The sequence below is a fragment of the Piscinibacter sp. PDB1-1 genome (genome assembly GCF_056675995.1).
Map to the genome: position 1 here is coordinate 1,300,364 of NZ_JBWVZJ010000001.1, position 22,142 is coordinate 1,322,505.

The 22,142-nt window shown below is 66.5% G+C and carries 21 protein-coding genes; 4 read left to right on the forward strand and 17 right to left on the reverse strand.

The genetic code is table 11. The annotated features are described in order from the left end of the window. Positions 1-52 precede the first annotated feature (52 nt). Complete coding sequence (locus AC1KAR_RS05915; RefSeq protein WP_480315485.1) at positions 53-967, reverse strand: LysR substrate-binding domain-containing protein; 915 nt, start codon at positions 965-967, stop codon at positions 53-55. Continuing rightward, complete coding sequence (locus AC1KAR_RS05920; RefSeq protein ID WP_480315487.1) at positions 948-2,822, reverse strand: ABCB family ABC transporter ATP-binding protein/permease; 1,875 nt, start codon at positions 2,820-2,822, stop codon at positions 948-950. The genes AC1KAR_RS05915 and AC1KAR_RS05920 overlap by 20 nt, the downstream gene beginning before the upstream one ends. 67 nt (positions 2,823-2,889) lie before the next feature. Here AC1KAR_RS05920 and AC1KAR_RS05925 point away from each other — a divergent pair, with 67 nt between their 5' ends. Further along, entirely contained in the window at positions 2,890-3,288 is a 399-nt protein-coding gene (locus AC1KAR_RS05925) for an acyl-CoA thioesterase (protein WP_480315489.1), read from the forward strand. Between the two features lie 6 nt (positions 3,289-3,294). On the opposite strand, the gene AC1KAR_RS05930 is transcribed toward AC1KAR_RS05925, so the two are convergent. The 11 genes from AC1KAR_RS05930 to AC1KAR_RS05980 form a co-directional block, all read right to left on the reverse strand. Continuing rightward, entirely contained in the window at positions 3,295-4,386 is a 1,092-nt protein-coding gene (locus AC1KAR_RS05930; protein WP_480315491.1) for a glutathione S-transferase family protein, read from the reverse strand. Beyond that, positions 4,383-5,198, reverse strand: coding sequence for an SGNH/GDSL hydrolase family protein (locus AC1KAR_RS05935; RefSeq protein ID WP_480315493.1), 816 nt, complete (start codon positions 5,196-5,198; stop codon positions 4,383-4,385). Before AC1KAR_RS05935 ends, AC1KAR_RS05930 begins: the two co-directional genes overlap by 4 nt. A 49-nt stretch (positions 5,199-5,247) precedes the next feature. Beyond that, complete coding sequence (locus tag AC1KAR_RS05940; RefSeq protein ID WP_480315495.1) at positions 5,248-6,015, reverse strand: enoyl-CoA hydratase; 768 nt, start codon at positions 6,013-6,015, stop codon at positions 5,248-5,250. 34 nt (positions 6,016-6,049) lie between these two features. After that, positions 6,050-6,922 (reverse strand): alpha/beta hydrolase family protein, encoded by an 873-nt coding sequence (locus AC1KAR_RS05945; protein WP_480315497.1) that lies wholly within the window; start codon positions 6,920-6,922, stop codon positions 6,050-6,052. A gap of 151 nt (positions 6,923-7,073) precedes the next feature. Further along, positions 7,074-7,613 carry a DUF1569 domain-containing protein gene (locus AC1KAR_RS05950; protein ID WP_480315499.1) on the reverse strand — a complete coding sequence of 180 codons (540 nt, stop codon included), beginning with the start codon at positions 7,611-7,613 and terminating at the stop codon, positions 7,074-7,076. A gap of 22 nt (positions 7,614-7,635) precedes the next feature. Continuing rightward, positions 7,636-8,832, reverse strand: coding sequence for an acetyl-CoA C-acyltransferase (locus AC1KAR_RS05955; protein ID WP_480315501.1), 1,197 nt, complete (start codon positions 8,830-8,832; stop codon positions 7,636-7,638). A gap of 29 nt (positions 8,833-8,861) precedes the next feature. Then, positions 8,862-11,246: a 3-hydroxyacyl-CoA dehydrogenase/enoyl-CoA hydratase family protein gene (locus AC1KAR_RS05960; protein ID WP_480315503.1), complete on the reverse strand. Its 2,385-nt coding sequence runs from the start codon at positions 11,244-11,246 to the stop codon at positions 8,862-8,864. Between the two features lie 61 nt (positions 11,247-11,307). Beyond that, positions 11,308-12,171, reverse strand: coding sequence for an alpha/beta hydrolase (locus AC1KAR_RS05965; protein ID WP_480315505.1), 864 nt, complete (start codon positions 12,169-12,171; stop codon positions 11,308-11,310). Positions 12,172-12,177: 6 nt separating this feature from the next. After that, positions 12,178-12,621 (reverse strand): DUF2147 domain-containing protein, encoded by a 444-nt coding sequence (locus AC1KAR_RS05970; RefSeq protein ID WP_480315507.1) that lies wholly within the window; start codon positions 12,619-12,621, stop codon positions 12,178-12,180. 37 nt (positions 12,622-12,658) lie between these two features. After that, entirely contained in the window at positions 12,659-14,449 is a 1,791-nt protein-coding gene (locus tag AC1KAR_RS05975) for an acyl-CoA dehydrogenase C-terminal domain-containing protein (RefSeq protein ID WP_480315509.1), read from the reverse strand. 70 nt (positions 14,450-14,519) lie between these two features. Next, positions 14,520-15,203, reverse strand: coding sequence for a TetR/AcrR family transcriptional regulator (locus AC1KAR_RS05980; RefSeq protein ID WP_480315511.1), 684 nt, complete (start codon positions 15,201-15,203; stop codon positions 14,520-14,522). A 289-nt stretch (positions 15,204-15,492) separates the two neighbouring features. Between AC1KAR_RS05980 and AC1KAR_RS05985 the strand changes: the two genes are divergently transcribed. Then, complete coding sequence (locus tag AC1KAR_RS05985; RefSeq protein ID WP_480315513.1) at positions 15,493-16,050, forward strand: HNH endonuclease; 558 nt, start codon at positions 15,493-15,495, stop codon at positions 16,048-16,050. 24 nt (positions 16,051-16,074) lie between these two features. Here AC1KAR_RS05985 and AC1KAR_RS05990 read toward each other — a convergent pair whose 3' ends face one another. Genes AC1KAR_RS05990 through tal form a run of 3 tightly spaced genes read right to left on the reverse strand, consistent with a single transcriptional unit; the run spans position 16,075 to position 19,249 of the window. Then, complete coding sequence (locus tag AC1KAR_RS05990) at positions 16,075-16,695, reverse strand: HAD family hydrolase (RefSeq protein ID WP_480315515.1); 621 nt, start codon at positions 16,693-16,695, stop codon at positions 16,075-16,077. Next, positions 16,692-18,302, reverse strand: a complete 1,611-nt coding sequence (gene pgi, locus AC1KAR_RS05995; protein WP_480315517.1) for a glucose-6-phosphate isomerase — start codon at positions 18,300-18,302, stop codon at positions 16,692-16,694. The genes AC1KAR_RS05990 and pgi overlap by 4 nt, the downstream gene beginning before the upstream one ends. Then, the gene (gene tal / locus AC1KAR_RS06000) at positions 18,299-19,249 is read right to left on the reverse strand and encodes a transaldolase (RefSeq protein WP_480315519.1); all 951 of its coding nucleotides are present in this window, start codon (positions 19,247-19,249) and stop codon (positions 18,299-18,301) included. Before tal ends, pgi begins: the two co-directional genes overlap by 4 nt. A 141-nt stretch (positions 19,250-19,390) precedes the next feature. Between tal and zwf the strand changes: the two genes are divergently transcribed. Together zwf and AC1KAR_RS06010 are read left to right on the forward strand one after the other, a co-directional pair. Then, the gene (zwf, locus tag AC1KAR_RS06005) at positions 19,391-20,836 is read left to right on the forward strand and encodes a glucose-6-phosphate dehydrogenase (RefSeq protein ID WP_480315521.1); all 1,446 of its coding nucleotides are present in this window, start codon (positions 19,391-19,393) and stop codon (positions 20,834-20,836) included. A gap of 82 nt (positions 20,837-20,918) precedes the next feature. Then, positions 20,919-21,788, forward strand: a complete 870-nt coding sequence (locus AC1KAR_RS06010) for a MurR/RpiR family transcriptional regulator (RefSeq protein WP_480317773.1) — start codon at positions 20,919-20,921, stop codon at positions 21,786-21,788. Between the two features lie 48 nt (positions 21,789-21,836). Here AC1KAR_RS06010 and AC1KAR_RS06015 read toward each other — a convergent pair whose 3' ends face one another. Then, on the reverse strand, positions 21,837-22,121 hold the full coding sequence (locus tag AC1KAR_RS06015) for an STAS domain-containing protein (protein WP_480315523.1): 285 nt from the start codon (positions 22,119-22,121) through the stop codon (positions 21,837-21,839). Positions 22,122-22,142: the final 21 nt, after the last annotated feature.

Sequence of the window (22,142 nt, forward strand, 5' to 3'; positions counted from 1 at the left end):
GCAGCGAATCACAGCTGCGAATGTACGGCGGCGCATGCTGGTGCGCCATGGGTCAGCCGGCGCGCAAGAAATCCCACAGCGCCTGCGCGCCAGCCTTGGTGTGGCGCGCCATCTCGGGCCGTTCGCGGTAGATGCGCACTTCCATCGAGAGCTCGCACGCGCCGGGTGCCGCGGCCAGCACGAGGCGGTTGTTACGCGTCTCCTTCTCGACCGAGCTCTTGGGCAGGAATGCGAGTCCGTGGCCTTCGAGCGCCATCGCCTTCAGGCCCTCGGCCATGTCGGTCTCGTAGATGGATTCGAGGATCAAGGGCGCCGGCGAGAGCTTGATGATCTGCTCGACCAGCCGGCCGAGGTAAGCGCCCGAGGCATAGCTGAGGAAGGGCACTCTTTCGCCGGGCTTGGCCGGCAGGCGAAACAACGGCTGTCCATTGACGTCGGCCTTGGCATAGGGCGCAAGCGTTTCCTCACCCACTCGCAGCATCTCGTAGCGGTCGGGATTGAGCTGCAAGGGCTGGCTGGGGTGGTGGTAGGCGATGAGCAGGTCGCAGCTGCCTTCGGCCAGCAGCATCACGGCGTCATGCACGTTGAGCGCCATCAGGCGGCTCTTGAGCGCCCCGAAGCGCTGCCGCAAGTCCATCACCCAATGCGGGAAGAAGGTGACGGCCAGCGAGTGCGGCACGGCGAACTCGATCATGTCCTGCCCCGCCACCTGGTGGCTGTGCATCATGTTGCGCGTGGTCTGCAGCGCGCCCAGGATCTCGAGCGCCTGCGAGCGGAAGGTCTCGCCGGCCGGCGTGAGCCGCGTGGGGTAGGACGAGCGGTCGACGAGGTCGATGCCCGCCCAGGCTTCGAGCGCCTGGATGCGGCGCGAGAACGCCGGCTGCGTCACGTGGCGCAACTGGGCCGAACGCGAGAAGCTGTGCGTTTCGGCCAGGCTGACGAAGTCTTCAAGCCACTTGGTTTCCATCTTGTTTGGGGTCGCCTCTGGGGTCGTCTCGGATGTCGTCTTCCTGGCTGCTCTGCTGAAGCCGCCACATTTCAGCATAGCGACCGGCACGCGCCAGCAATGCTGCGTGCGTGCCACGTTCGATGATGCGGCCGTGCTCCATCACCAGGATCTGGTGCGCGTCGACCACGGTGGAAAGGCGGTGCGCGATCACCAGCGTGGTCTTGTTGCGCGCCACGCCCTGCAGCTCGGTCTGGATGGCACGTTCGTTGGCCGAGTCGAGCGCCGAGGTGGCCTCGTCGAAGATCATCAAGGGCGGGTCTTTCAGCAAGGTGCGTGCGATGGCCACGCGCTGCTTCTCGCCGCCGCTGAGCTTCAGGCCGCGCTCGCCCACTGCAGTCTCATAGCCCTTGGGTGTGCCGACGATGAAGTCGTGGATGCGCGCCGCGCGGGCCGCGGCCTCCACCTCGGCCTGGCTCGCGCCGGTGCGGCCGTAGGCGATGTTGTAGGCCACGGTGTCGTTGAAGAGCACCGTGTCTTGCGGCACGATGCCGATCGACTGGCGCAGGCTGCCTTGCGTAACCTCGCGGACATCCTGCCCGTCGATCGTGATCACGCCGCTGTTCACGTCGTAGAAGCGATAGAGCAGGCGCGCGAGCGTGCTCTTGCCCGAGCCCGACGGGCCGACCACCGCCACGGTCTTTCCGGCAGGAATCTCGAAGCTCACGTCGTGCAGGATGGGCCGCGCAGGCTCGTAGGCAAAGTCCACATGCGAGAAGCGCACCTCGCCCCGCGTGACCTGCAGCGGCCGGGCGCCCGGCGCATCGGCCACCTCGCGCTCGCGCTCCAGCAGGCCGAACATCTTGTCGAGATCGAGCAGGCTCTGCTTGATCTCGCGGTACAGCACACCCAGGAAATTGAGCGGGATGTACAGCTGGATCATGAAGGCGTTGATCATCACGAGATCGCCCAGCGTCATGCGCCCGTCGACCACACCGGACGTGGCGCGCCACAACATCGCCACCAGGCCGAAGGCAATGATGAGCTGCTGCCCGGTGTTGAGCATGGACAGGGTGGTCTGTGACTTGAGCGTGGCGCGGCGCAGGCGCTCCAGGCTCTCGTCGTAACGCTTGGTCTCGAAGCCTTCGTTGTTGAAGTACTTGACCGTCTCGTAGTTGAGCAGTGAGTCGATGGCGCGGGTGTGGCTCACCGAATCGAGCTCGTTCATCTGCTTGCGGAACTGCGTGCGCCAGTTGGTCACGGTGATGGTGAAGATCACGTAGACCACCAGCGCGGCGATCGTGATCCACGCGAACCACGCGTCGAACTTGACTGCCAGCAGGGTGAGCACCATCGTCACCTCGATGAGTGTGGGCACGATGCTGTAAAGCGAGTACGAGATGAGCGAATGCACGGCGCGCGTGCCGCGTTCGATGTCGCGCGTCATGCCGCCGGTCTGTCGCTCCAGATGAAAGCGCAGGCTGAGCGCATGCAGGTGGCGAAACACCTCCAGCGAGATGCTGCGCGCTGCGCCTTCGGTGGCTTTGGCGAAGACGAGTTCGCGCAGTTCGGTGAAGAGCGAGGTCGACAGCCGCAGCCCCCCATAGGCCAGCAACAGGCCGATCGGCACCACCATCAGCGCCTGCGGGTCCCCGGGCTTGAGAGACAGGCTGTCCACCAGCGACTTGAGCAGCAGCGGCACGCTCACGTTCGCGACCTTGGCGCCGATCATGAAGCCTAGCGCGAGCAGCACCCGCCAGCGGTAGCGCCACAGGTAGGGGAAGAGCTTGCGCAGCGTGCCCCAGTCGGAGCGGGCGGCAGGCGGGGCCGCACCCGTGTGTGGAGTGGGCACCTCAATCACGGATGAACGTCGCATGCGGGGCAGTTTGCCAGCAGCCGCGGGCCCACAATGGCGCATCCGCCGAAGCCCACACTGCGCCGCCATGAGCAACACACCGCCCCTCAGCCTGCCCACCGACCGTGATCTCGTGATGCGCGTGATGCCCATGCCGGCCGACGCCAACGGCAACGGCGACATCTTCGGCGGCTGGATCATGGCGCAGGTCGACCTGGCCGGCTCGGTGCTGCCCAACCGCATCGCCAAGGGGCGCATCGCCACGGTGGCGGTCAACCAGTTCGTCTTCAAGCAGGCGGTGTCAATCGGCGACCTGCTGAGCCTTTACGCCAAGGTCGAGCGCATCGGTCGCACCTCGATCACCGTGCATGTGGAAGTCTATGCAGAGCGCAACCCGGCCAACCTGGAGGTGGTGAAGGTGACCGAGGCCAACCTCACCTACGTCGCCATCGACGACAACGGCAAGCCGCGGCCGATCCCGACCTGAGTCAATTCACGTCAGCGCGATGCTCATGCCGTCGCGCGTGAGCGGCGGCAACGTCTCGAAGCCATTCAGCGCCTCGCCGCCCGCATCGGCCAGCAGTCGCCGTGCACGCTGGCTCTCGTCACCCGACAAACCGCGCAGCACCCGCAGCGAGCGCTGCAGCATCCACAGGCTGTAGGGGCGGATGATGCGCTGGCCGCGCTCGCCTTCGAGCTCGAAGGCATGGCTACCGATGACGCGCGGGATGCGTTCTCCCGGGTGCTCGGCGAGCCAGGCGTTCAGCTGCTCGACCGAACTTTGCAGCACCGGCAATTGCTCGCGCATCATGCGGCGAAGCACGGGCAGCAGCGTGGCGGGCGCCTCGTCGTTCGGCAGGAACTCACCGGTGCGCGGCGCCGCCTGGTCGCGCAGGCGCTCCACCCAGCGCACCAGGTTCGGCGCGATCCGTCGCATCAGCGCGCCACTCTTGGGGTCGCGGTACTGGTGGGCATAGAGCGGACCGAAGAGGCCGAAGTCTCCGAGGCAAGGGCGCGAGCCCAGCAGGTAGTCGTGCTGCGCGAAGTGGGCGTCCAACTCGGCCAGAAGCGCCTCGTACGAGCGCTCGACCGCCGCGTGCATGTGCGGCTCGGCCCCCAGCAGCACGGCCGCCTGAGCGAACGGGCCGGCGCGCTTGGTGCCGGCGGCGATCTGCTCTTCGGGCGTGGCGTCGGGCAGGTTCAGTGCGCCAAACTCCTGCAAGGCCCACTCCCGGTTGTGGTGCCAGCGGTAGTGCATGGCGGGGATGACCAGCCATTCGTCGCCGTACAGCTCGAACAGCGCCGAGACGAGCCGCTGCACGCCGCCTGCGGGCGTGATCGAGGGCCCGCCGTTCTCGCGCTCCAGCGTGTCGATGATGTCGCTCGAATCCTGCAGCGTGCGGCCGTCGGCCGTCTCGAACACCGGGATCACCGGGAAGCCCACGCGCGCCACGATCACGTTGCGGTAGACATCGGCCGTGGCCTTGACCTCGGTGTACGGCAGCCCTTTCCAGCGCAGGTAGGCGCGGACCTTGCCGGTGAAATAGCTGACCTCGGCGCCATAGAGGGTGTGCGTGCTTGTCATTCGGTATCGTTCGATGAAGTGTGGGCGCGCGGCCTCACGCCACGGCGCGTCGGCAGCGTCTCCGGCAGGCGCGGCACGATCTCGCGGCTGATCATGCCGGCCAGCTGTTCGGCCCACAGGGCGTAGAGCGCAGGGCCGGGGTGGAAGCCGTCTTCGGCCATCAGCACGCTGGTGTCGTCGAGCTGCTCGTCGTCTTCGACCGGAAGCGGTAGCCACCAGCGGTCGGCGGTGCGGCGCACCCACGCGGCCAGGGCTTCGTTGTAGCGCTGCGCATCGGCCGCCAGCACCCAGCGCAAGGGGTTGGGCAGCAGCGGGAAGGCCTGCAAGGGCGGCACGCCGCTGTGCACCACGTGCTTCACGCCGGCACGCTTGGCCACCGTGCGATTCAGTCGGTCGAGCCGCTGCAGCCAGCGGCGCGGCGTCACCTGGGCCACCACGTCGTTGAGGCCGAGCGCCGTGACCATCACATCGGCCGGGTGCAACGAGAGCGAACGCACCGCCTGCAGCGATTGCGCGGTGGTGTCGCCGGTACGGGCGATGAGCTGCCACACCACCGAGCCGCCCAGGCGCTGCGACAGCGCCTCGCTCAGCCGGCCGGCAAGGGCCTGGGTCTGGTTGTCGACGCCGACACCCGCGGCCGACGAGTCGCCCACGATGAGCAGGCGCAGCCGCACGCGGCCGGTGCCGGCCACGCCTTCACGCGGGCCTTCGGCCTCGGGCAGGCGGGTGGCGCGGCGGCGCACCTGCCAGCCTTGCCACAGCAACAAAGGCAGCAGCGCTGCCTTGGTCGCAGCGAGCAGCCAAGGGCTCACTCCCGCCCTCCGGGGCAGGCGCTGGCTCGGCGGTGATGCGCCGTGCGGATCAAGAGAACTGCGAGAAGTCGGGCTTGCGCTTCTGGAAGAAGGCGCTGAAGGCTTCCTTCGCCTCGGGGCTTTGCAGCTGCGCGGCGAAGACGGCGTTCTCGGCGTCGATGGTCGCAAAGAAGCCGTCGGCCAGGCGGCCACGCATCAGCTTCTTGGTGGCGCGGATGGCGCCCGGCGGCAGCGCGTTGAAGCGCTCGGCCACGCGGCGCGCATGCGCCATCACCTCGCCGGCCGGCAGCACCGCGTTGGCGATGCCGCACTCCACCGCTTCGGCGCCGGTGAAAGGGTCGCCCAGCATCAGCTTCTCGGCCGCCTTGCGCTGGCCCATCAGTTGCGGAATGAGCTGGCTGGAAGCGAACTCGGGCACCAGGCCCAGGCCGACGAAGGGCATCACCAGGCGGGCTTCATCGGAGACGTAGACGAAGTCGCAGTGCAGCAGCAGCGTGGTGCCGATGCCGATGGCCGCACCGGTGACGGCGGCGATCACCGGCTTGTCGCAGTTGATGAGGGCTTCCATGAAGCTGCGCGCCGGCGAGACGGCATTGGCCTCGCCCGAGCGCTTGGCGAAGTCTTCGATGTCGTTGCCCGAGGTGAAGATGCCCGGCTGGCCGGTGATCAGCACACTGCGTGCGGCGCCGTCGGCGCGGGCGTCGTTCAGGCCCTTGGCCATGGCGAGGTACATCTCGGCGGTGAGCGCGTTCTTCTTGTCGGGGCGCGCGATCTCGATGGTGTAAACGCCGTTCAACAGCGCGGTCTTGATGGTCATGGGATGTGTCTCCAGAAGATGAGGGATTGTGGCGTCAGCGGGCCGCGGCTGTCGTCAACCATTGCGACACCTGCGGCCACAAGGTGCCGGCAAAGCGATCGCGGAAGAAGCCGAAGTGGCCGATGCGCTGGGCGCCCACATCGCGCGGGGCGAAACGGCGCATCTCGCGCGGCGCGCTGGCGTAGAAGGCATGCATGTCGGCGGTGTTGCGTGCCGACATGTATTCGTCGTCGGTGAACGAGAGCGAGAGGATGGGGGTGCGGATGGCCGCGTAGTCGGCCCGCATCGTCTCGCCGCCGATGCCCACCAGGTAGTCGCGGTGGAGGCAGGCGCGCCGCCACTGCGCCATCACGCCCAGCGGCAGGTCGCCGATCTTCTTCAGGCGCTTGCCGGGGAAGTAGCCGCAGGCCTTCATCGCCAGCGGCGCGACCACGTACCACAGCCACCACACGTAGCTGCGCACGAGCGGCGCCTGGCGCAGCCAGTAGCCGGTGCCCACGCCGATGGTGACCATGCCGGACACGCGCTCGCGGTTGGGCACCATCCCGAAGATCTGGCCGCCCAGGCTGTGACCCAGCCAATGGATGGGCGTGTCCTTCGCGACGCGGGCGTCGAGCCAGGCCAGCGCCGCCGAAGTGTCCTGCCGCGCCCAGACATCGATGTCGGTGTCGAAGCCGCGCAGCGAGTGCTTCATCTGCGCCGGGCGCGATGCGCCCACGCCGCGGTAGTCGAAGCTCATCACCGCGTGGCCCTGGCTGGCCAGCCACTCGGCAAAGTCGCCATAGAAGCGCTGCGGCACGCCCATCGCGGGCACGATCAGCAGCGCCGACTTGCAGTCGGCCGGGTTGCCGTAGAGGCGGCCCTGAAGGATGAAGCCGTCCGGGGCATTGAATTCGAACGTTTGCATGGTTCCTCCTGCGTCAGTGGTGCGGGGCGGGTTCGGTGCAGGGCTTCGATACCTCAGCCTGAGCGGACTGAGGTGTGCGAACAAGAGTCTTCGCGCATCACCCACCGCTCAGGCTGAGGTATCGAAGCCCCGCTCAATCTGTGCACGTCACTCATCCCACCACCACCTCCTGCCAATGGTTCGCGAAATGCATCAGGTGGGCTCGGCGGTAGTCATCCTTCGACAAGGCGCCGTACGCAAAGTGCGGGTGCAAGACACCATCGTGGCGCTCGAAGGCCCGCAAGGCCGCGATCGCACGGTCGGCGGCCGGGCCGAGCGGCTGGCTCGGCGCGATGTCGGGTGCGCCAGGGATGGGCTCGGTGAGCGAATGGTTCATGCGCCCGCGCGCCGAGAACACAGTGGCCGCAGCCGGACCGACACTCGCGCGGAACCAGCCGGGCTTGAGCTGCGGGAAGCCCTGCAGCGAGTACTCGACGCTCTGCGCCGCATGGTGCAGCACGTGCGCCAAGTCCCACGCGCCGGTGCTGCGCGCGGGCTGGCTCTTCAATGCAGCGAGGGTGCGCAAGGCAACCTCGAAGGAATCGAAGGCCGGCGACTGCAAGGCCGCCGGCCGCGAGGCCGCCCACAACGCAGGCGCACCGACCGCCACGGCCCCGAGGCCGAGGATGGCGATGCGGCGCCCGCGCTGCATGGGCCTGCTGCGCGTCAGTGGATCAAACGCGCTCGAAGATGCCGGCTGCGCCCTGGCCTGTGCCAATGCACATCGTGACCATGCCGTACTTCAGGTTGTGGCGGCGCAGCGCGTGCACGACCGTCGCGGCGCGGATGGCACCGGTGGCACCCAGCGGGTGGCCGAGCGCAATCGCGCCGCCCATCGGGTTGACCTTCTTCGGGTCCAGCTCCAGCGTGTTGAGCACGGCAAGCGACTGGGCCGCGAAGGCTTCGTTGAGCTCGATCCAGTCGATCTGGTCCTTGGTGAGGCCGGCGTACTTGAGCGCCGCGGGGATGGCTTCGATCGGGCCGATGCCCATGATCTCGGGCGGCACGCCGCGCGCAGCAAAGCTCACGAAGCGGGCCAGCGGCTTGAGGCCGAACTGCTTGACCGCCTTCTCGCTCGCCAGGATCAGCGCACCGGCGCCGTCGCTGGTCTGCGAGCTGTTGCCGGCCGTCACGCTACCCTTGGCGGCGAACACCGGGCGCAGCTTGGCCAGGCCTTCGAGCGAGGTGTCGGGGCGCGGGCCTTCGTCGATGTCGACGGTGCGCTTCTTGGCGATCTGCTCGCCCGTGGCGAGGTTCGGCACGCGCGAGATGACGTCGATCGGGGTGATCTCGTCCTTGAACTCGCCGGCCGCGATCGCCTTCATCGCGCGCTGGTGCGATTCGAGCGCGAACGCGTCTTGCGCCTCGCGGCTCACCTTCCATTGCGCCGCGACCTTCTCGGCCGTCAGGCCCATGCCGTAGGCGATGCCGATGTTCTCGTCCTTGGCGAAGATCTCGGGGTTGAACGAGGGCTTGTTGCCGCCCATGGGCACGAGGCTCATGGATTCGGCGCCACCGGCGATCAGGATGTCGGCCTCACCCACGCGGATGCGGTCGGCCGCCATCTGGATGGCGGTGATGCCCGAAGCGCAGAAGCGGTTCACGGTCACGCCGCCCACCGGCTTCGGCAACGCGAGGCCGGCGGCGATGCGCGCCATGTTCATGCCCTGCTCGCCCTCGGGGAAGGAGCAGCCGATGATCGCGTCTTCGATCGCAGCCGGGTCCAGGCCAGGGGCCTGGGCCAGCGCGCTGCGGATGGCGGCGATCAACAGGTCGTCGGGGCGGGTGTTCTTGAAGTAGCCCCGGCCCGAGCGGCCGATGGGGGTGCGGGTGGCGGCGACGATGTAGGCGTCTTGAACTTGCTTGCTCATGATGTGTGTGTTCCTTGTGAGGCCGCTGTTTAGTTGCGCACCGGCTTGCCGGTGGAGAGCATCCCCATGATTCGCTCTTGCGTCTTGGGGTTCTCGAGCAAGCCGCAGAAGTGCTTGCGCTCCAGCGCCATCAGGTACTCCTCGCTCACCAGCGAGCCGGCGTCGACGTCACCACCGCAGACCACGTCGGCGATCAGCGAGCCGATGTAGAAGTCGTGCTGGCTGATGAAGCCGCCGTCGCGCATGTTGACGAGCTGCGCCTTGATGGTGGCGATGCCGTTGCGGCCGGCCACCGGGAACAGGGCCTTCGCCGGGGCGCGGTAGCCGCTTTCATACAGGCTCTTGGCCTGTTGAGTGGCGACGTACAGCAGTTCGTCCTTGTTAGGCACGACCACATCACTCCACAGCATGTATCCGTTCTTGCGGTTCTCGATCGCGCTGGTGCCCACCTTGGCCATGGCCGCGGCGGTGAAGCCGTCGGTCAGGAACTTCAGCACATCGGCATTCGCGTTGCCGGCCGAGGCCATCTCGGCGGCGCGGCGCGCGATGTAGGTGAGGCCGCCACCGCCCGGGATCAGGCCCACGCCCACTTCCACCAGGCCCATGTAGCTTTCCATCGCCGCGACACGCTTGGCCGAGTAGACGGCCAGCTCGCAACCACCGCCCAGGGCGATGCCGCGGATGGCCGAGACCACCGGCACCGTGGCGTAGCGGATGCGCAGCATGGCGTCCTGCAGCTTTTTCTCCTCAGGCGCGATGCCCTTGGCGCCGCTCTTCATGAAGACGGGCATCAGCGCTTCGAGGTTGGCGCCAGCCGAGAACACGTCGTCCGGTGACCAGATCACCAGACCCTTGTACTTTTCTTCCGCGATCTCGACCGCCTTGAGCAGGCCTTCGGTCACGGTCGGGCTGATCAGGTGCAGCTTGGCAGTGATGGTGGCAATGAGCACCTCGCCGTCGAGCGTCCAGACGCGCACTTCGTCGTTCTTGAACTCCTGCGTGCCGGCCTTGAGCGGATCGACCGCCGTGGCGCCGAACAGGGTTTCGGGGAACAGCTGGCGCTCGTAGACGGGCAGCGTGCTCTTGGGCAGGTACTTGTTCTGCGAAGCGCTCCACGAGCCTTCGGCGGTGTGCACGCCATCGCGGCCATCGAACACCCAGGCGGGCAGCGGTGCCTTGGAGAGCGCCTTGCCGGCGTCGATGTCGGCCTTGACCCATTCGGCCACCTGCTTCCAGCCGGCCTGTTGCCACAGCTCGAACGGGCCTTGGCTCATGCCGAAGCCCCAGCGCAGCGCGAGGTCGATCTCGCGCGCCGAGTCGGCCACGTCGGCCAGGTGCACCGCGGCGTAGTGGAAGCCGTTGCGCAGAATGGCCCACAGGAACTGCGCCTGCGGGTTGGTCGACTCGCGCAGCAGCTTCAGGCGCTCGGCCGGGGCCTTCTTGAGCATGCGGGCGACGATCTCGTCGGCCTTGCCGCCACCCGGCACGTAGTCCTTCTTGGCGAGGTCGAAGCGCTGGATGTCCTTGCCGACCTTCTTGTAGAAGCCCGCACCGGTCTTCTGGCCGAGCGCGCCGGCCGAGATCAGGCCAGCCACCGCCGCAGGCGTGGCGTAAGCCGAGTAGAACGGGTCGTCCTTCAGGTTGTCCTGCATCGTCTTCATGACGTGGGCCATCGTGTCGAGGCCCACCACGTCGGCGGTGCGGAAGGTGCCGCTCGACGCGCGGCCGAGCTTCTTGCCCGTCAGGTCATCGACCACGTCATAAGAGAGGCCGAAGTTCTCGGCTTCCTTCATGGTGGACAGCATGTTGGCGATGCCCACGCGGTTGGCCACGAAGTTGGGCGTATCTTTCGCGCGCACGACGCCCTTGCCGACGGCGGTGGTGACGAAGCTCTCGAGCTGGTCGAGGATCTCCGGGCGCGTGGTCGGGGTGGGGATCAACTCCACCAGGTACATGTAGCGCGGCGGGTTGAAGAAGTGGATGCCGCAGAAGCGCGGGCGGATCTCTTCAGGCAGCACTTCGGAGAGCTTGGTGATCGACAGGCCCGAAGTGTTGCTCGCCACGATGGCGTGCGGGGCGATGAAAGGCGCGATCTTGGTGTAGAGATCGAGCTTCCAGTCCATGCGCTCGGCAATGGCCTCGATGATGAGGTCGCAGTCCTTGAGCAGCTCGCTGTGCTCTTCGTAGTTGGCCTGCTGGATCAGCGCGGCGTCTTCGGGCACGCCCAGCGGCGAGGGCTTGAGCTTCTTCAGGCCTTCGACGGCCTTGGTGACGATGCCGTTCTTCGGGCCTTCCTTGGCCGGCAGGTCGAACAGCACCACGGGCACTTTCACATTGACGAGGTGGGCGGCGATCTGCGCACCCATCACGCCGGCGCCGAGCACGGCGACCTTGCGGACATTGAATCGACTCACGGTGTTCTCCTTGGAACGGTTTCTTGAGGGTTGAAAGAGGAGCTTGTAGTTCTTGTGTGTGTCAGGCGGCCGACAGGAACTCACGCACGGTCGGCCAGTAGGCATCGGGTTCGTCGCGCAGGCCATGCGTGTGGTCGGCGCGCTCCAGCGTCAGGCGCGTGAGCTGGGCGCCGGCGGGTGCCGCTGCCTGCAGGCGGTCGCCATGGAACACCGGCGTCCAGCGGTCGCCCTGGCTGTGGATCAGCAAGAGGCGGGCCGATGGCTTCATGTGCTGGATGCACCACTGCGCACGCAGACGCCGCTCCACGGCCGGCGCGAAGACCTTGCCGACCTGCAGCACCGCGTGGGCAAAGGGATACGCCTTCCAGAACAGCGGCAGGGTGGCGGCGCAGCCCTCGACCACGATGCGGTCGAACGGGAAATCGGCAAAGCGCATCGCGTTGAGCGTGTTCATGCCTCCGAACGACGCGCCGAGCGCATGCACCGGCAAGCCGGGATGGTGCCGGCGGGCCCATTGGCCCACGGCCACCACGTCGGCGGGCCAGTCGAAGTTGGTCGACGGGCTCTCGCCGAATCCGTTGAAGTCGAACAGCACGACATGGAAGCCGGCCTCGAGCAGCTTCTGAGCATGGCCGTTGCGCAGCCAGAAGCCCTTGGCGGCCAGACCCATCGGGTGCGCGCAGACGACCACGCCGCGCACGGGCAGCACCGAGGTCTCGGCCACCACGGCGGCCAGGTCAGCGTGGCTGCCGCTGGCGATCATCACACGCTGCCAGCCCTCGTCCGCAACACCCTGCGGCCAGCGCCAGGGTTTCATGAAGCGGCCGAAGAAGGGCTTCTTCAGCTGGCGGTGCAGCCACCAGCGGGCGCCGGGGCGCCCGTTGCTGGTCGTGCCGTGCCAGACGGCACCTGCGTAGTCACCCATGCGCGATCACTCGACGCGCAGCCAGGTCTGCGAACGGCCGAACATCGGCGCACCGACGTAGCCGCGCATCTCCAGCTTCTTGCCGTCTTCGCTGGGCTTCAAGCGCGCCTTGTACGACTTGCCGTTGGCCGGGTCGAGCACGGTGCCACCATCCCACAGGCCTTCGGTATCGGCGTTCTTCTTGATGCCGCGGATGATGACCATGCCGACGATGGGCTTGCCCTTGTCGGAACCGCTGCACTCGTCGCACACCGCGTCTGGCTTGGCCGCCGGGTCGAGGATCTTCTCGATCCGGCCGGTGTAGACACCGCCCGACTCAGTGATGCGGACCAGCGACTTCTCGACCTTGCCCGAGTCGTCGATGGTCTTCCACAGGCCGGCCGGTGTGGGCTCGGCGGCGGCACAGGTCATTGCGAAGGTGGCGGCGAGCGCCATCAGCACTTGCTTCATCTTGTCTCCTGGCTTTTGTGTGTGCGAGCGGGGCAGCTTAGAACAATGCTTCGTCCATCTCCATCAGCGGCTTCAAGCCCGTGCGCGCGGTACGGATGAGGCTGGCGGTTTCGGGGAAGAGCTTGGCGAAGTAGAAGCGCGCGGTGGCGAGCTTGGCCACGTAGAACGTGTCGCCTGAGCCCTGCTTCTCGAGCGCCACCTTGGCCATGCGGGCCCAGAAGTAGCCCATCACCAGGTGGCCGGCCACGCGCAGGTAGTCGACCGCAGCGGCGCCCACTTCGTCTTGATTGCCGAAGGCCTTCATGCCGATCTCGGTGGTCAGCTTGACGAGCTTTTCGCCCAGGTCGGCCAGCGGGTTCACGAACTCCTGCATGGCTTCGTTGGTGCCCTCTTCCTCGACGAACTCCTGCACGATCTTGCCGAACTTCTTCAGCTTGGCGCCGTTGTCGCCCAGCACCTTGCGGCCCAGCAGGTCGAGCGACTGGATGGTGTTGGTGCCCTCGTAGATCATGTTGATGCGGGCATCGCGCACGTACTGCTCCATGCCCCATTCCTTGATGAAGCCGTGGCCGCCGTAGACCTGCATGCAGTGCGAGGTCGAGATCCAGGCGTTGTCGGTCAGGAAGGCCTTGACGATCGGGGTGATCAGCGCGACCAGGTCGCCGCTTTCCTTGCGCACGTCTTCGTCGCCGCTGGAGAGTTCCTTGTCGAGTTGGAGCGAGGTCCACATGCCGAGTGCGCGGCCGCCTTCGGCATAGGCACGGGCGGTGAGCAGCATCTTGCGCACGTCGGGGTGCACGATGATCGGGTCGGCCGGCTTGTCGGTGGCCTTCGGGCCAGAGAGCGCGCGCATCTGCAGGCGGTCCTTGGCGTAGGTCACGGCGTTCTGGTAGGCGATCTCGGTCAGACCTAGGCCTTGGTTGCCCACGCCAAGGCGCGCGGCGTTCATCATCACGAACATCGCCATCAGGCCCTTGTTCGGCGCACCGACCAGCGTGCCGACGGCGTTCTCGAGCACCAGTTGGGCCGTCGCGTTGCCGTGGATGCCCATCTTCTCTTCCAGGCCGGCGCAGAAGATGCCGTTGCGCGAACCGAGCGAGCCATCGGTGTTCACGTTGAACTTGGGCACCACGAAGAGCGAGATGCCCTTGGAGCCCGCGGGCGCGTCCGGCAGGCGGGCGAGCACCAGGTGGATGATGTTCGGCGCCATGTCGTGTTCACCGGCCGAGATGAAGATCTTGGCGCCGGTGATCTTGTAGGTGCCATCACCCTGCGGCTCGGCCTTGGTGCGCAACAGGCCGAGGTCGGTGCCGCAGTGCGGCTCGGTCAGGCACATCGTGCCGGTCCACTCGCCGCTCGTGAGCTTGGGTAGGTAGGTCTTCTTCTGCTCGTCGGTGCCGTGGGCGTGCAGGGCTTCATAGGCGCCATGCGACAGGCCGGGGTACATGGTCCAGGCCTGGTTGGCCGAGTTGAGCATCTCGTAGAAGCACTGGTTCACCACGTGCGGCAGGCCTTGGCCGCCGTACTCCGGGTCGCAGCTCAGCGCGGGCCAGCCGCCTTCGACGTACTGCGCGTAGGCTTCCTTGAAGCCTTTGGGCGGGGTGACTTCGTGCGTTTCCTTGTTGAGCTTGCAGCCCTCGGTGTCGCCGCTCTGGTTGAGCGGGAAGATCACCTGCGAGGCGAACTTGCCGCCTTCTTCCAACACCGCGTTGATCGTGTCCGCATCGATGTCGGCATGCGGCGGCAACGCCTTCAGTTCCTCCGGCACGTTGAACACTTCATGCAACAGGAACTGCATGTCGCGCAACGGGGGGGTGTACTGGGCCATGGTGTGAACTCCTTGAATGTTGGAATGTGAACGAGGGACTTTGAGAACAGAAGCGAAGGTGGGGCGCGCGTCAGCGAGCCACCGCGCGCACCGCCTTGCGCGGCGCGGCCGGCACGGCCCGTTCGGCGACGGCGTAGTAGGCAAGCACCCGCTCGAAGCCGGTGCGTGCGCGGTCGAGCGCGCCAGGCGAACGCAAGAAGCGTGCGTCGTGGTGCACGGCGAGGATGTGGCCGTGGATCTCGAACAGCATCTGCTGCGCATCGGTGTCGGCGCGCAACTGGCCTTCGTCGATCGACATGCGGATGGCGCGCTCCAACGCCTCGTGCCAGGCGCGGACCATGGTCACCAAGGCATCGCGCACCGGGCCGGGCCGGTCGTCGAACTCGACGGCGCCGCTGATGTAGATGCAGCCCGAGTCGAGCTCCATCGCCACGCGTTTGATCCAGCGCTCGAACAGCGCGCGCAGGCGCGGCAGGCCGCGGTCCTCGCTCAGCGCCGGGAAGAACACTTCTTCCTCGAACTTGGCGTGGTACTCGCGAATGACGGAGATCTGCAGTTCTTCGCGCGAACCGAAGTGGGCGAAGACGCCCGACTTGCTCATCTGCATCACATCGGCGAGCGCGCCGATGGACAGGCCTTCGAGGCCCATGTGCGAGGCCAGGGTCAGCGCGGCATCCAGAATGGCGGCGCGCGTCTGCTGGCCCTTTTGCAGCTGTTTCGGGCTGTCTTGGTTCGACTTCGAGGCGACACTCATGAGGGTCCCGGTGCAGAAATAAAACGAACGATCGTTCTATTCTTACCGACTTTTTCCCGCCGTGGGGAAAGTTTTTTAGCCCCCGCCGCATCTTTTTCTAGGTGAGACCGCCTAGACCCCAGTCGGCAGCGCTCGCCCGGCCATTCGGGACAACTTCCGCACGCTCGGCAAAGTAGCCACACGATCGATGATCAACTCATGACAATGTGGCGCAATCGCTGCTCAAACTCGCACGATGGTTGAGTGAAGTCGACGGTTTGGATTACTCTCCGGCAAGGAGATTGATCCTGTGGAAGTGCTGCAACTCGATGTGTCCGGCCGCCCGCAATCGTGGATCTCGGCCAAGGAAGCGGCGATCCTCTATGCCAGCGATGGCGTAGCCTGGACGCTGGGAGACGCCTTTTACGTGCTGCGCGGAGGCATGCAACGCCGTACCGGGCTGCAATCGCGCATCGAGGTCCACCCGATCATTGCAGTGCGCGGCGCCATCCCCAGCCGCGCGTGGCGCCAGACGCCTGCGCTTTCCAACCCCAAGCTCTTCAACCGCGACCGCATGGTCTGCGCGTATTGCGGCTGCCGCTTTCACGCCGATGACCTGACACGCGAGCACATCGTCCCGAGTTCGCGTGGCGGCCACGACACCTGGATGAACTGCATCACCGCCTGCCGCCCGTGCAACGGGCGCAAGGGCAGCCGCCTGCCCGAAGAGGCAAACATGACGCTCATGTACCTGCCCTACGTGCCCAGCCTTCACGAGGACATGATCCTGCGCGGCCGGCGCATCCTGGCTGATCAGATGGAGTTCCTGCTGGCGAGCGTGCCCCGGCACAGCCGGCTGCGGAGCTAGACGAAGGGGCGCTGCGGCGCCGGGTCAGCTCAGCGCACGGAGATCGGCCTCGACCTGCCCGGCGTTGATGAACTGGATGGCATGCCACCCGAGCGAACGCGCCATGGCGACGTTGGCGGCCAGATCGTCGATGAATACCGTCTGCGCAGGCTCGATCGCAAAACGTTCAATCGCAAGCCGGAAGATCGCCGGATCGGGTTTGATCAGCTTCACGCGCGACGAGAACACGCCGTCGGTAAAGCGCGAGAAGAACGCATGCGACGACTCCAGGTGAACCGCATAGGGCTCGGGCATGTTCGAGAGGAAGTAAAGGCGGTGTCCCAGCGCGTGCAGGTGGTGCAGCAGTTCGACCGTCTCGTGCTGAACACTGAGTTCGCCCGGCACGCCGTCGATCACGGCCTGCACCTCGTCCACCGCAAAGCCCAGCCGCTCGGCCATCAAGGGGGCGAGTTCGGGCACGGTGATCAGTCCCGCGTCGAAGCGCGCCCAATCGCCGTCGTAGTTCTGGAAGAAGTCGGCCACCAGGCGCTGCACGGCCGCCTCGTCCACGGCGCGATGCGGCAGCGCGCGGCGCAGCAGCTCATGCGGGCGCCACTGGAACACGACACCGCCGAAGTCGAAGACGATGTGCTTCTTGGCGCTCACGACCGCAGCTTCGCCAGCAGGCCCGCGGTGGAGCTGTCCAGCCCTGCAGCGTCGCCGGTGGCCAGCCTTGGCAACAGGTCGTTGCACAACGCCTTGCCAAGCTCCACGCCCCACTGGTCGAAGCTGTTGATGCCCCACAGCGCGCCGCTCGTGAACACGCGGTGCTCATAGAGCGCCACCAATGCACCCAGGCTGCGCGGTGTGAGCTTGTCGAGCAGCAGGGTCGTGCTCGGGCGGTTGCCCGGAAAGATGCGATGCCGCGACAGCGTCTGCGCGTCGATCGTCTGCGAGGCGGTCGGCACCTTCTCATTCAAGGCCTGCGCGGCGCTCTTGCCGAGCATCAGCGCCTGGCTCTGCGCGAGGCCGTTGGCGAGCAGCTTGCTGTGCTGGTCGGCCAGGCTGTGGGTCGGGTGCTTGACGAGAATGAACTCGACGGGGATCACGTCGGTGCCCTGGTGCAGCATCTGGAAGTACGCGTGCTGGCCGTTGGTGCCCGGCTCGCCCCACACCACCGGGCTGGTGGCGTACGGCAGCGCTTCGCCCGCGGTATCGACGCACTTGCCGTTGCTTTCCATCTCGAGCTGCTGCAGATAGGCCGGCAGGCGCCGCAACCCCTGGTGGTACGGCGCCACGCTGCGGCTGCCAAAGCGGTGGAAGTTGCGGTACCAGACGTCGAGCAGCCCGAGCATCACGGGCAGGTTCTGCGCGAGCGGCGCCTGCGCGAAGTGCTGGTCCATGGCATGAGCGCCGGACAACAGCTCGCGAAAGTTCTCGGCACCGATGGCCAGCGCGATGGGCAGCCCGATCGCCGACCACATCGAATAGCGCCCGCCCACCCAATCCCAGAAGCCGAACGTGGTGCTGATGCCGAACTCGGCCGCCGCCTTGACGTTGGTGGTCGTCGCGACGAAGTGCTTGCTCGTATCGCTGCCCCCCTGCGCCAGGAACCAAGCCTTGGCCGCGTTCGCGTTGGCCATGGTCTCCTGCGTGGTGAATGTCTTGCTCGCGATGACGAAGAGCGTCTCGGAAGCCTTGAGCCCGCGCAGCACCGGCACGATGTCGTGGCCATCGACGTTGGAGACGAAGTGCAGCGTCAGACCCGGGTGCGAGAACGCATCGAGTGCCGGCACCGCCATCTGCGGCCCGAGGTCGCTGCCACCGATGCCGATATTGACGATGTGGCGGATGCCGCTCGCGGCGGTGTCGCGCACCGTCTCCACATAGGCGAGCATGCGATCGAGCACCTCGTGGATCTGCTCGCTGTGCGGCCCCTGCCCGCGCGGCGCACGCAGCGCGGTGTGCAGCACGGCGCGCCCTTCGGTGCTATTGATGGCATCGCCGCGCAGCATCGCATCGCGCCGGGCCTCGATCTGGCACTCGGCCGCCAGGTCGAGCAGAAAATGGCGGGTCGCCACGTCGATCAGGTTCTTGGACAGGTCCGCGTAGACCTCGGGCGCCTGCAGCCCGAAGCTGTCGAAACGGCCGGGGTCGCGCACAAAGGCATCGCGCAGATCGAACTCGCGCCCATGCGCCTCGAAATGCCCTCCGAGGGCCGCCCAGGCCTCGGTGCGGTCACAACGCAATGTCCCGCTGACCGGGGCGCTCACTTGAGCCCCTCGATCATCTTGTCGAGCTTGGCGGCGTCAGCAGCAAAGGCGCGGATCCCCTCGGCCAGCTTCTCGGTCGCCATCGCGTCTTCGTTCAACGCATAGCGAAAACTCGCCTCGTTGTAGGTGATCGCATGGATGGGCGCCTTGCAGACCGCATCGGGGTCGAGCACGCGCGGCACATGTGCATCGGCGGCCTGCAGTTGCGCCAGCAACTCAGGGCTGATGGTGAGCAGGTCGCACCCTGCCAGCCCCAGGATCTGGCCAACGTTGCGAAAGCTCGCACCCATCACTTCGGTCGTGATGTCGAACTTCTTGTAGTAGCTGTAGATCTGTGTCACCGACTTCACACCCGGGTCGTTCACCCCCGCGTTGGCGGCTTCATCCCACGCCTCGCCGGCTGACTTCTTGTACCAGTCGTAGATGCGGCCGACGAAGGGCGAAATCAGGCGCACGCCCACGTCGCCACAGGCCACCGCCTGGCAAAACGAGAACAGCAGCGTCAGATTGCAATTGATGCCTTCGCGCTGCAGGATGTGCGCCGCCTGGATGCCCTCCCAGGTGGCGGCGATCTTGATCAGCACCCGCTCGCGCGCGATGCCGCTGCCTTCATACAAGGCCATGATCCGCTTGGCCCGTGCCACCGTGCTGGCGGCATCGAAGCTCAGCCGTGCATCGACCTCGGTAGATACACGCCCCGGCACCACTTTGAGGATCTCGCGCCCAAAGCGCACCAGCACCTCGTCAACGATGGCGTCGTGCGACCGCTTTCGGTTCTGCGCCACCGTTTCGGCCAGCAAGGGCGCGTATTCGGGCTGCTGCACCGCTTTCAGGATGAGCGACGGGTTGGTCGTCGCGTCACGCGGTGCGAACGCCGCCAACTGGTTGAAGTTGCCGGTGTCGGCCACCACGGTAGTGACCTGCTTGAGCTGATCGAGTTGGTTCATGGGGCAAGCGTACAACGGTCAGGTGTCGATGGAACCGGAGCCATCACAGCGCTGTCGCGACAGGGTCGGCAGTTTGACGCTGCGAGGAAACTTCGGCATGATTTGCATGAAACTTTATTACATCCAGGGCTCGGCGCGCGCATGTCTTTCGATCTGGTGTTCTTTGGCGGTACCGGCGACCTCACCTGGCGCAAGCTCATGCCCGCGCTGTTCCAGGCGTTCCGCCACGGCAAGCTGCCCCCCGGTGCGCGCATCCTCGCAGTCGCACGTGATGACCAGAGCGATGGCAAATATCGCGCCTGGCTGAAAGAGCGCTTTCAGGACGTCGAAGGCGCCAAGCGCCCGAGCGACGAGGAGTTCGCCCGCTTCGCCGAGCTGCTGCACTACATGCGCATGGATCTGTCGCAGCCGGCCGACTACGCCAAGCTCAAGGGCTGGCTGGAGTCGCGCAATGCCGACACGGCGGTGCTGTACCTCGCCACCAGCCCGCACCTCTTTCCGCAGATCTGTGAACAGTTGGGCGCTGTCGGCCTGAACGGGCCGCACATCCGCGTGGTGCTCGAAAAGCCGCTCGGCCACGACCTGGCCAGCGCGCAGGAGATCAACCGCGCGGTGCGCTCGGCCTTCAGCGAAGCCCAGGCTCTGCGCATCGACCACTACCTCGGCAAGCCGTCGGTCCAGAACCTGATGGCGCTGCGTTTCGGCAACGCGCTCTTCGAGCCGCTGTGGCGCCGCGACAGCATCGCCAACATCCAGATTACGCTGGCCGAAGGCCTGGGTGTGGGCACGCGCGGTGACTTCTACGACCGCACTGGCGCGCTGCGCGACATGATCCAGAACCATGCGCTGCAGTTGCTGACGATGGTGGCGATGGAGCCGCCCTCCTCGAACGACGCCGACGCCATCCGCGACGAAAAGCTCAAGGTGCTGCGCTCGCTCAAACCCTTTACCGACGAAACCGTGGCGCGCGACGTGGTGCGCGGCCAGTACCGCGCCGGCACGGCAGGCGGCCAGGCCGTGCCCGGCTACCTGCAAGAGGTGAAGGTACCGCCGGCCAGCCAGACCGAGACCTTCGTGGCGCTGCGCACCGAGGTCCAGAACTGGCGCTGGGCCGGCGTGCCGTTCTACCTGCGCACCGGCAAGCGGCTGGCCGAGCGCGATGCGCAGATCGTCGTCAACTTCCGCCCGACACCGCACAACATTTTCCCGGGACACAACCAACCCAACAAGCTCGTCATCAACCTGCAGCCTGAAGACGGCTTGGAGCTGCACCTGCTGGCGGCCAAGGGCGCGGGGCAGCAGGAGAAGCTGTCGCCCGTCTCGCTCGACCTCGACTTCGACAAGGCGTTTGCCGAGAACCGCGTGGGCGCGTACGAGCGGCTGCTGCTCGATGCGATCGCCGGGCGGCTCAACCTCTTCGTGCGCAGCGATGAGCAGGAGCAGGCATGGCGCTGGGTGGAGCCGATTTTGCGCGTATGGCGGAACGACACCACCGGCCCGCGGCCCTACGCTGCTGGCACCTGGGGACCAGCAGCCGCCAGCGCCCTGGTGGCGCGCGACGGCTTCGCATGGTCCGAGGAGCAGTGATGGCAATGCACCGCCCCCTCGGAACCCGAGTCGATCCGGCGAGCGCATGCGCCGCCATCACGCCGGCGAAAACTCCATGACCATGATCGATCGCATCCGCGCCTCCATCCCGGCCCTGCCACCCGCTGAACAACGCGTCGCGCGGCTCGTGCTCGCCGACCCACGCAGCTTCGCCACGCTGCCTGTCGCCGAACTGGCCGATCGCTCGAGCGTGAGCAAGCCGACGGTGGTGCGTTTTTGCCGCAGCGTGGGCTACGACGGGTTGAGTGACTTCAAGCGCAAGCTCGCGGGCAGCGTCAACGAAGGCGTGCCCTTCGTTCATCGCGCCGTGGACGAAGACGACAAGACCGAAGACATCGTCGTGAAGGTGATCGACAACGCGGTGAGCGCCCTGCTCCGGTACCGCAACGACGCCGCGGGCCACGCCTTCGAGCGCGCCATCGAAGCGCTCACCGCCACCGGCCGCGCCGGCCAGCGCGTCGAGTTCTACGGCGTGGGCAATTCGGGCATCGTGGCGCAGGACGCGCAGCACAAGTTCTTCCGCCTGGGTGTGAATGCCATTGCCATCAGCGACAGCCATGTGCAGGTGATGAGCGCCACCATGCTCAAGCCCGGCGACTGCGCCGTGCTCATCTCGAACTCGGGGCGCAGCCGCGACATGATGGATGTGGCCGAGATCGTGCGCAAACGCGGCGCCACCACCATCTTCATCACCACCAGCGGCTCACCGCTCGCGCAGATGGGGCAATCAGGTGCGCAGCAGATCCTGCTGACGGTCGATCACCCCGAAGACTTCGACCGATACAGCCCGATGGTGTCTCGCCTGCTGCACCTGATGGTGATCGACATACTCACCACCGCCGTGGCATTGCGGCTCGGCAAGGAGTTGCGCTCGACGCTGCAGGACATCAAGCGCAATCTGCGCAACACGCGCTACGTGGCGCAGGATTGACATGAGCCCCTCGCGGGGATGCGGCCACGGCCCACGCGTGCGGCCGGATCAATCGGCAGGCATCAGCAGCGCATCAACGCCATAGAGCCGTGCCAGATCGCGCAGCTTGGGCGGCGCGTTGCGCACGACCACGCTGCGGCCCCAGGCCACGGCTTGGCGCTGGCATTCGAGCAGCACCGCAAGCGCCGCTGAATCGAACTGCTGGAGGCCCGACGCATCGATCGTCAGTTGCGCATCCGTTTGCGTCTTGCTGTCGTGCTGCAAGGCCTGCGACAGCATGCGTTGCGTGTCGCGGGCCTGCGCAGTCGTGACGATGGTGGGTAAGACCAGCACTTGGGGATTCTCCAGCCGAGG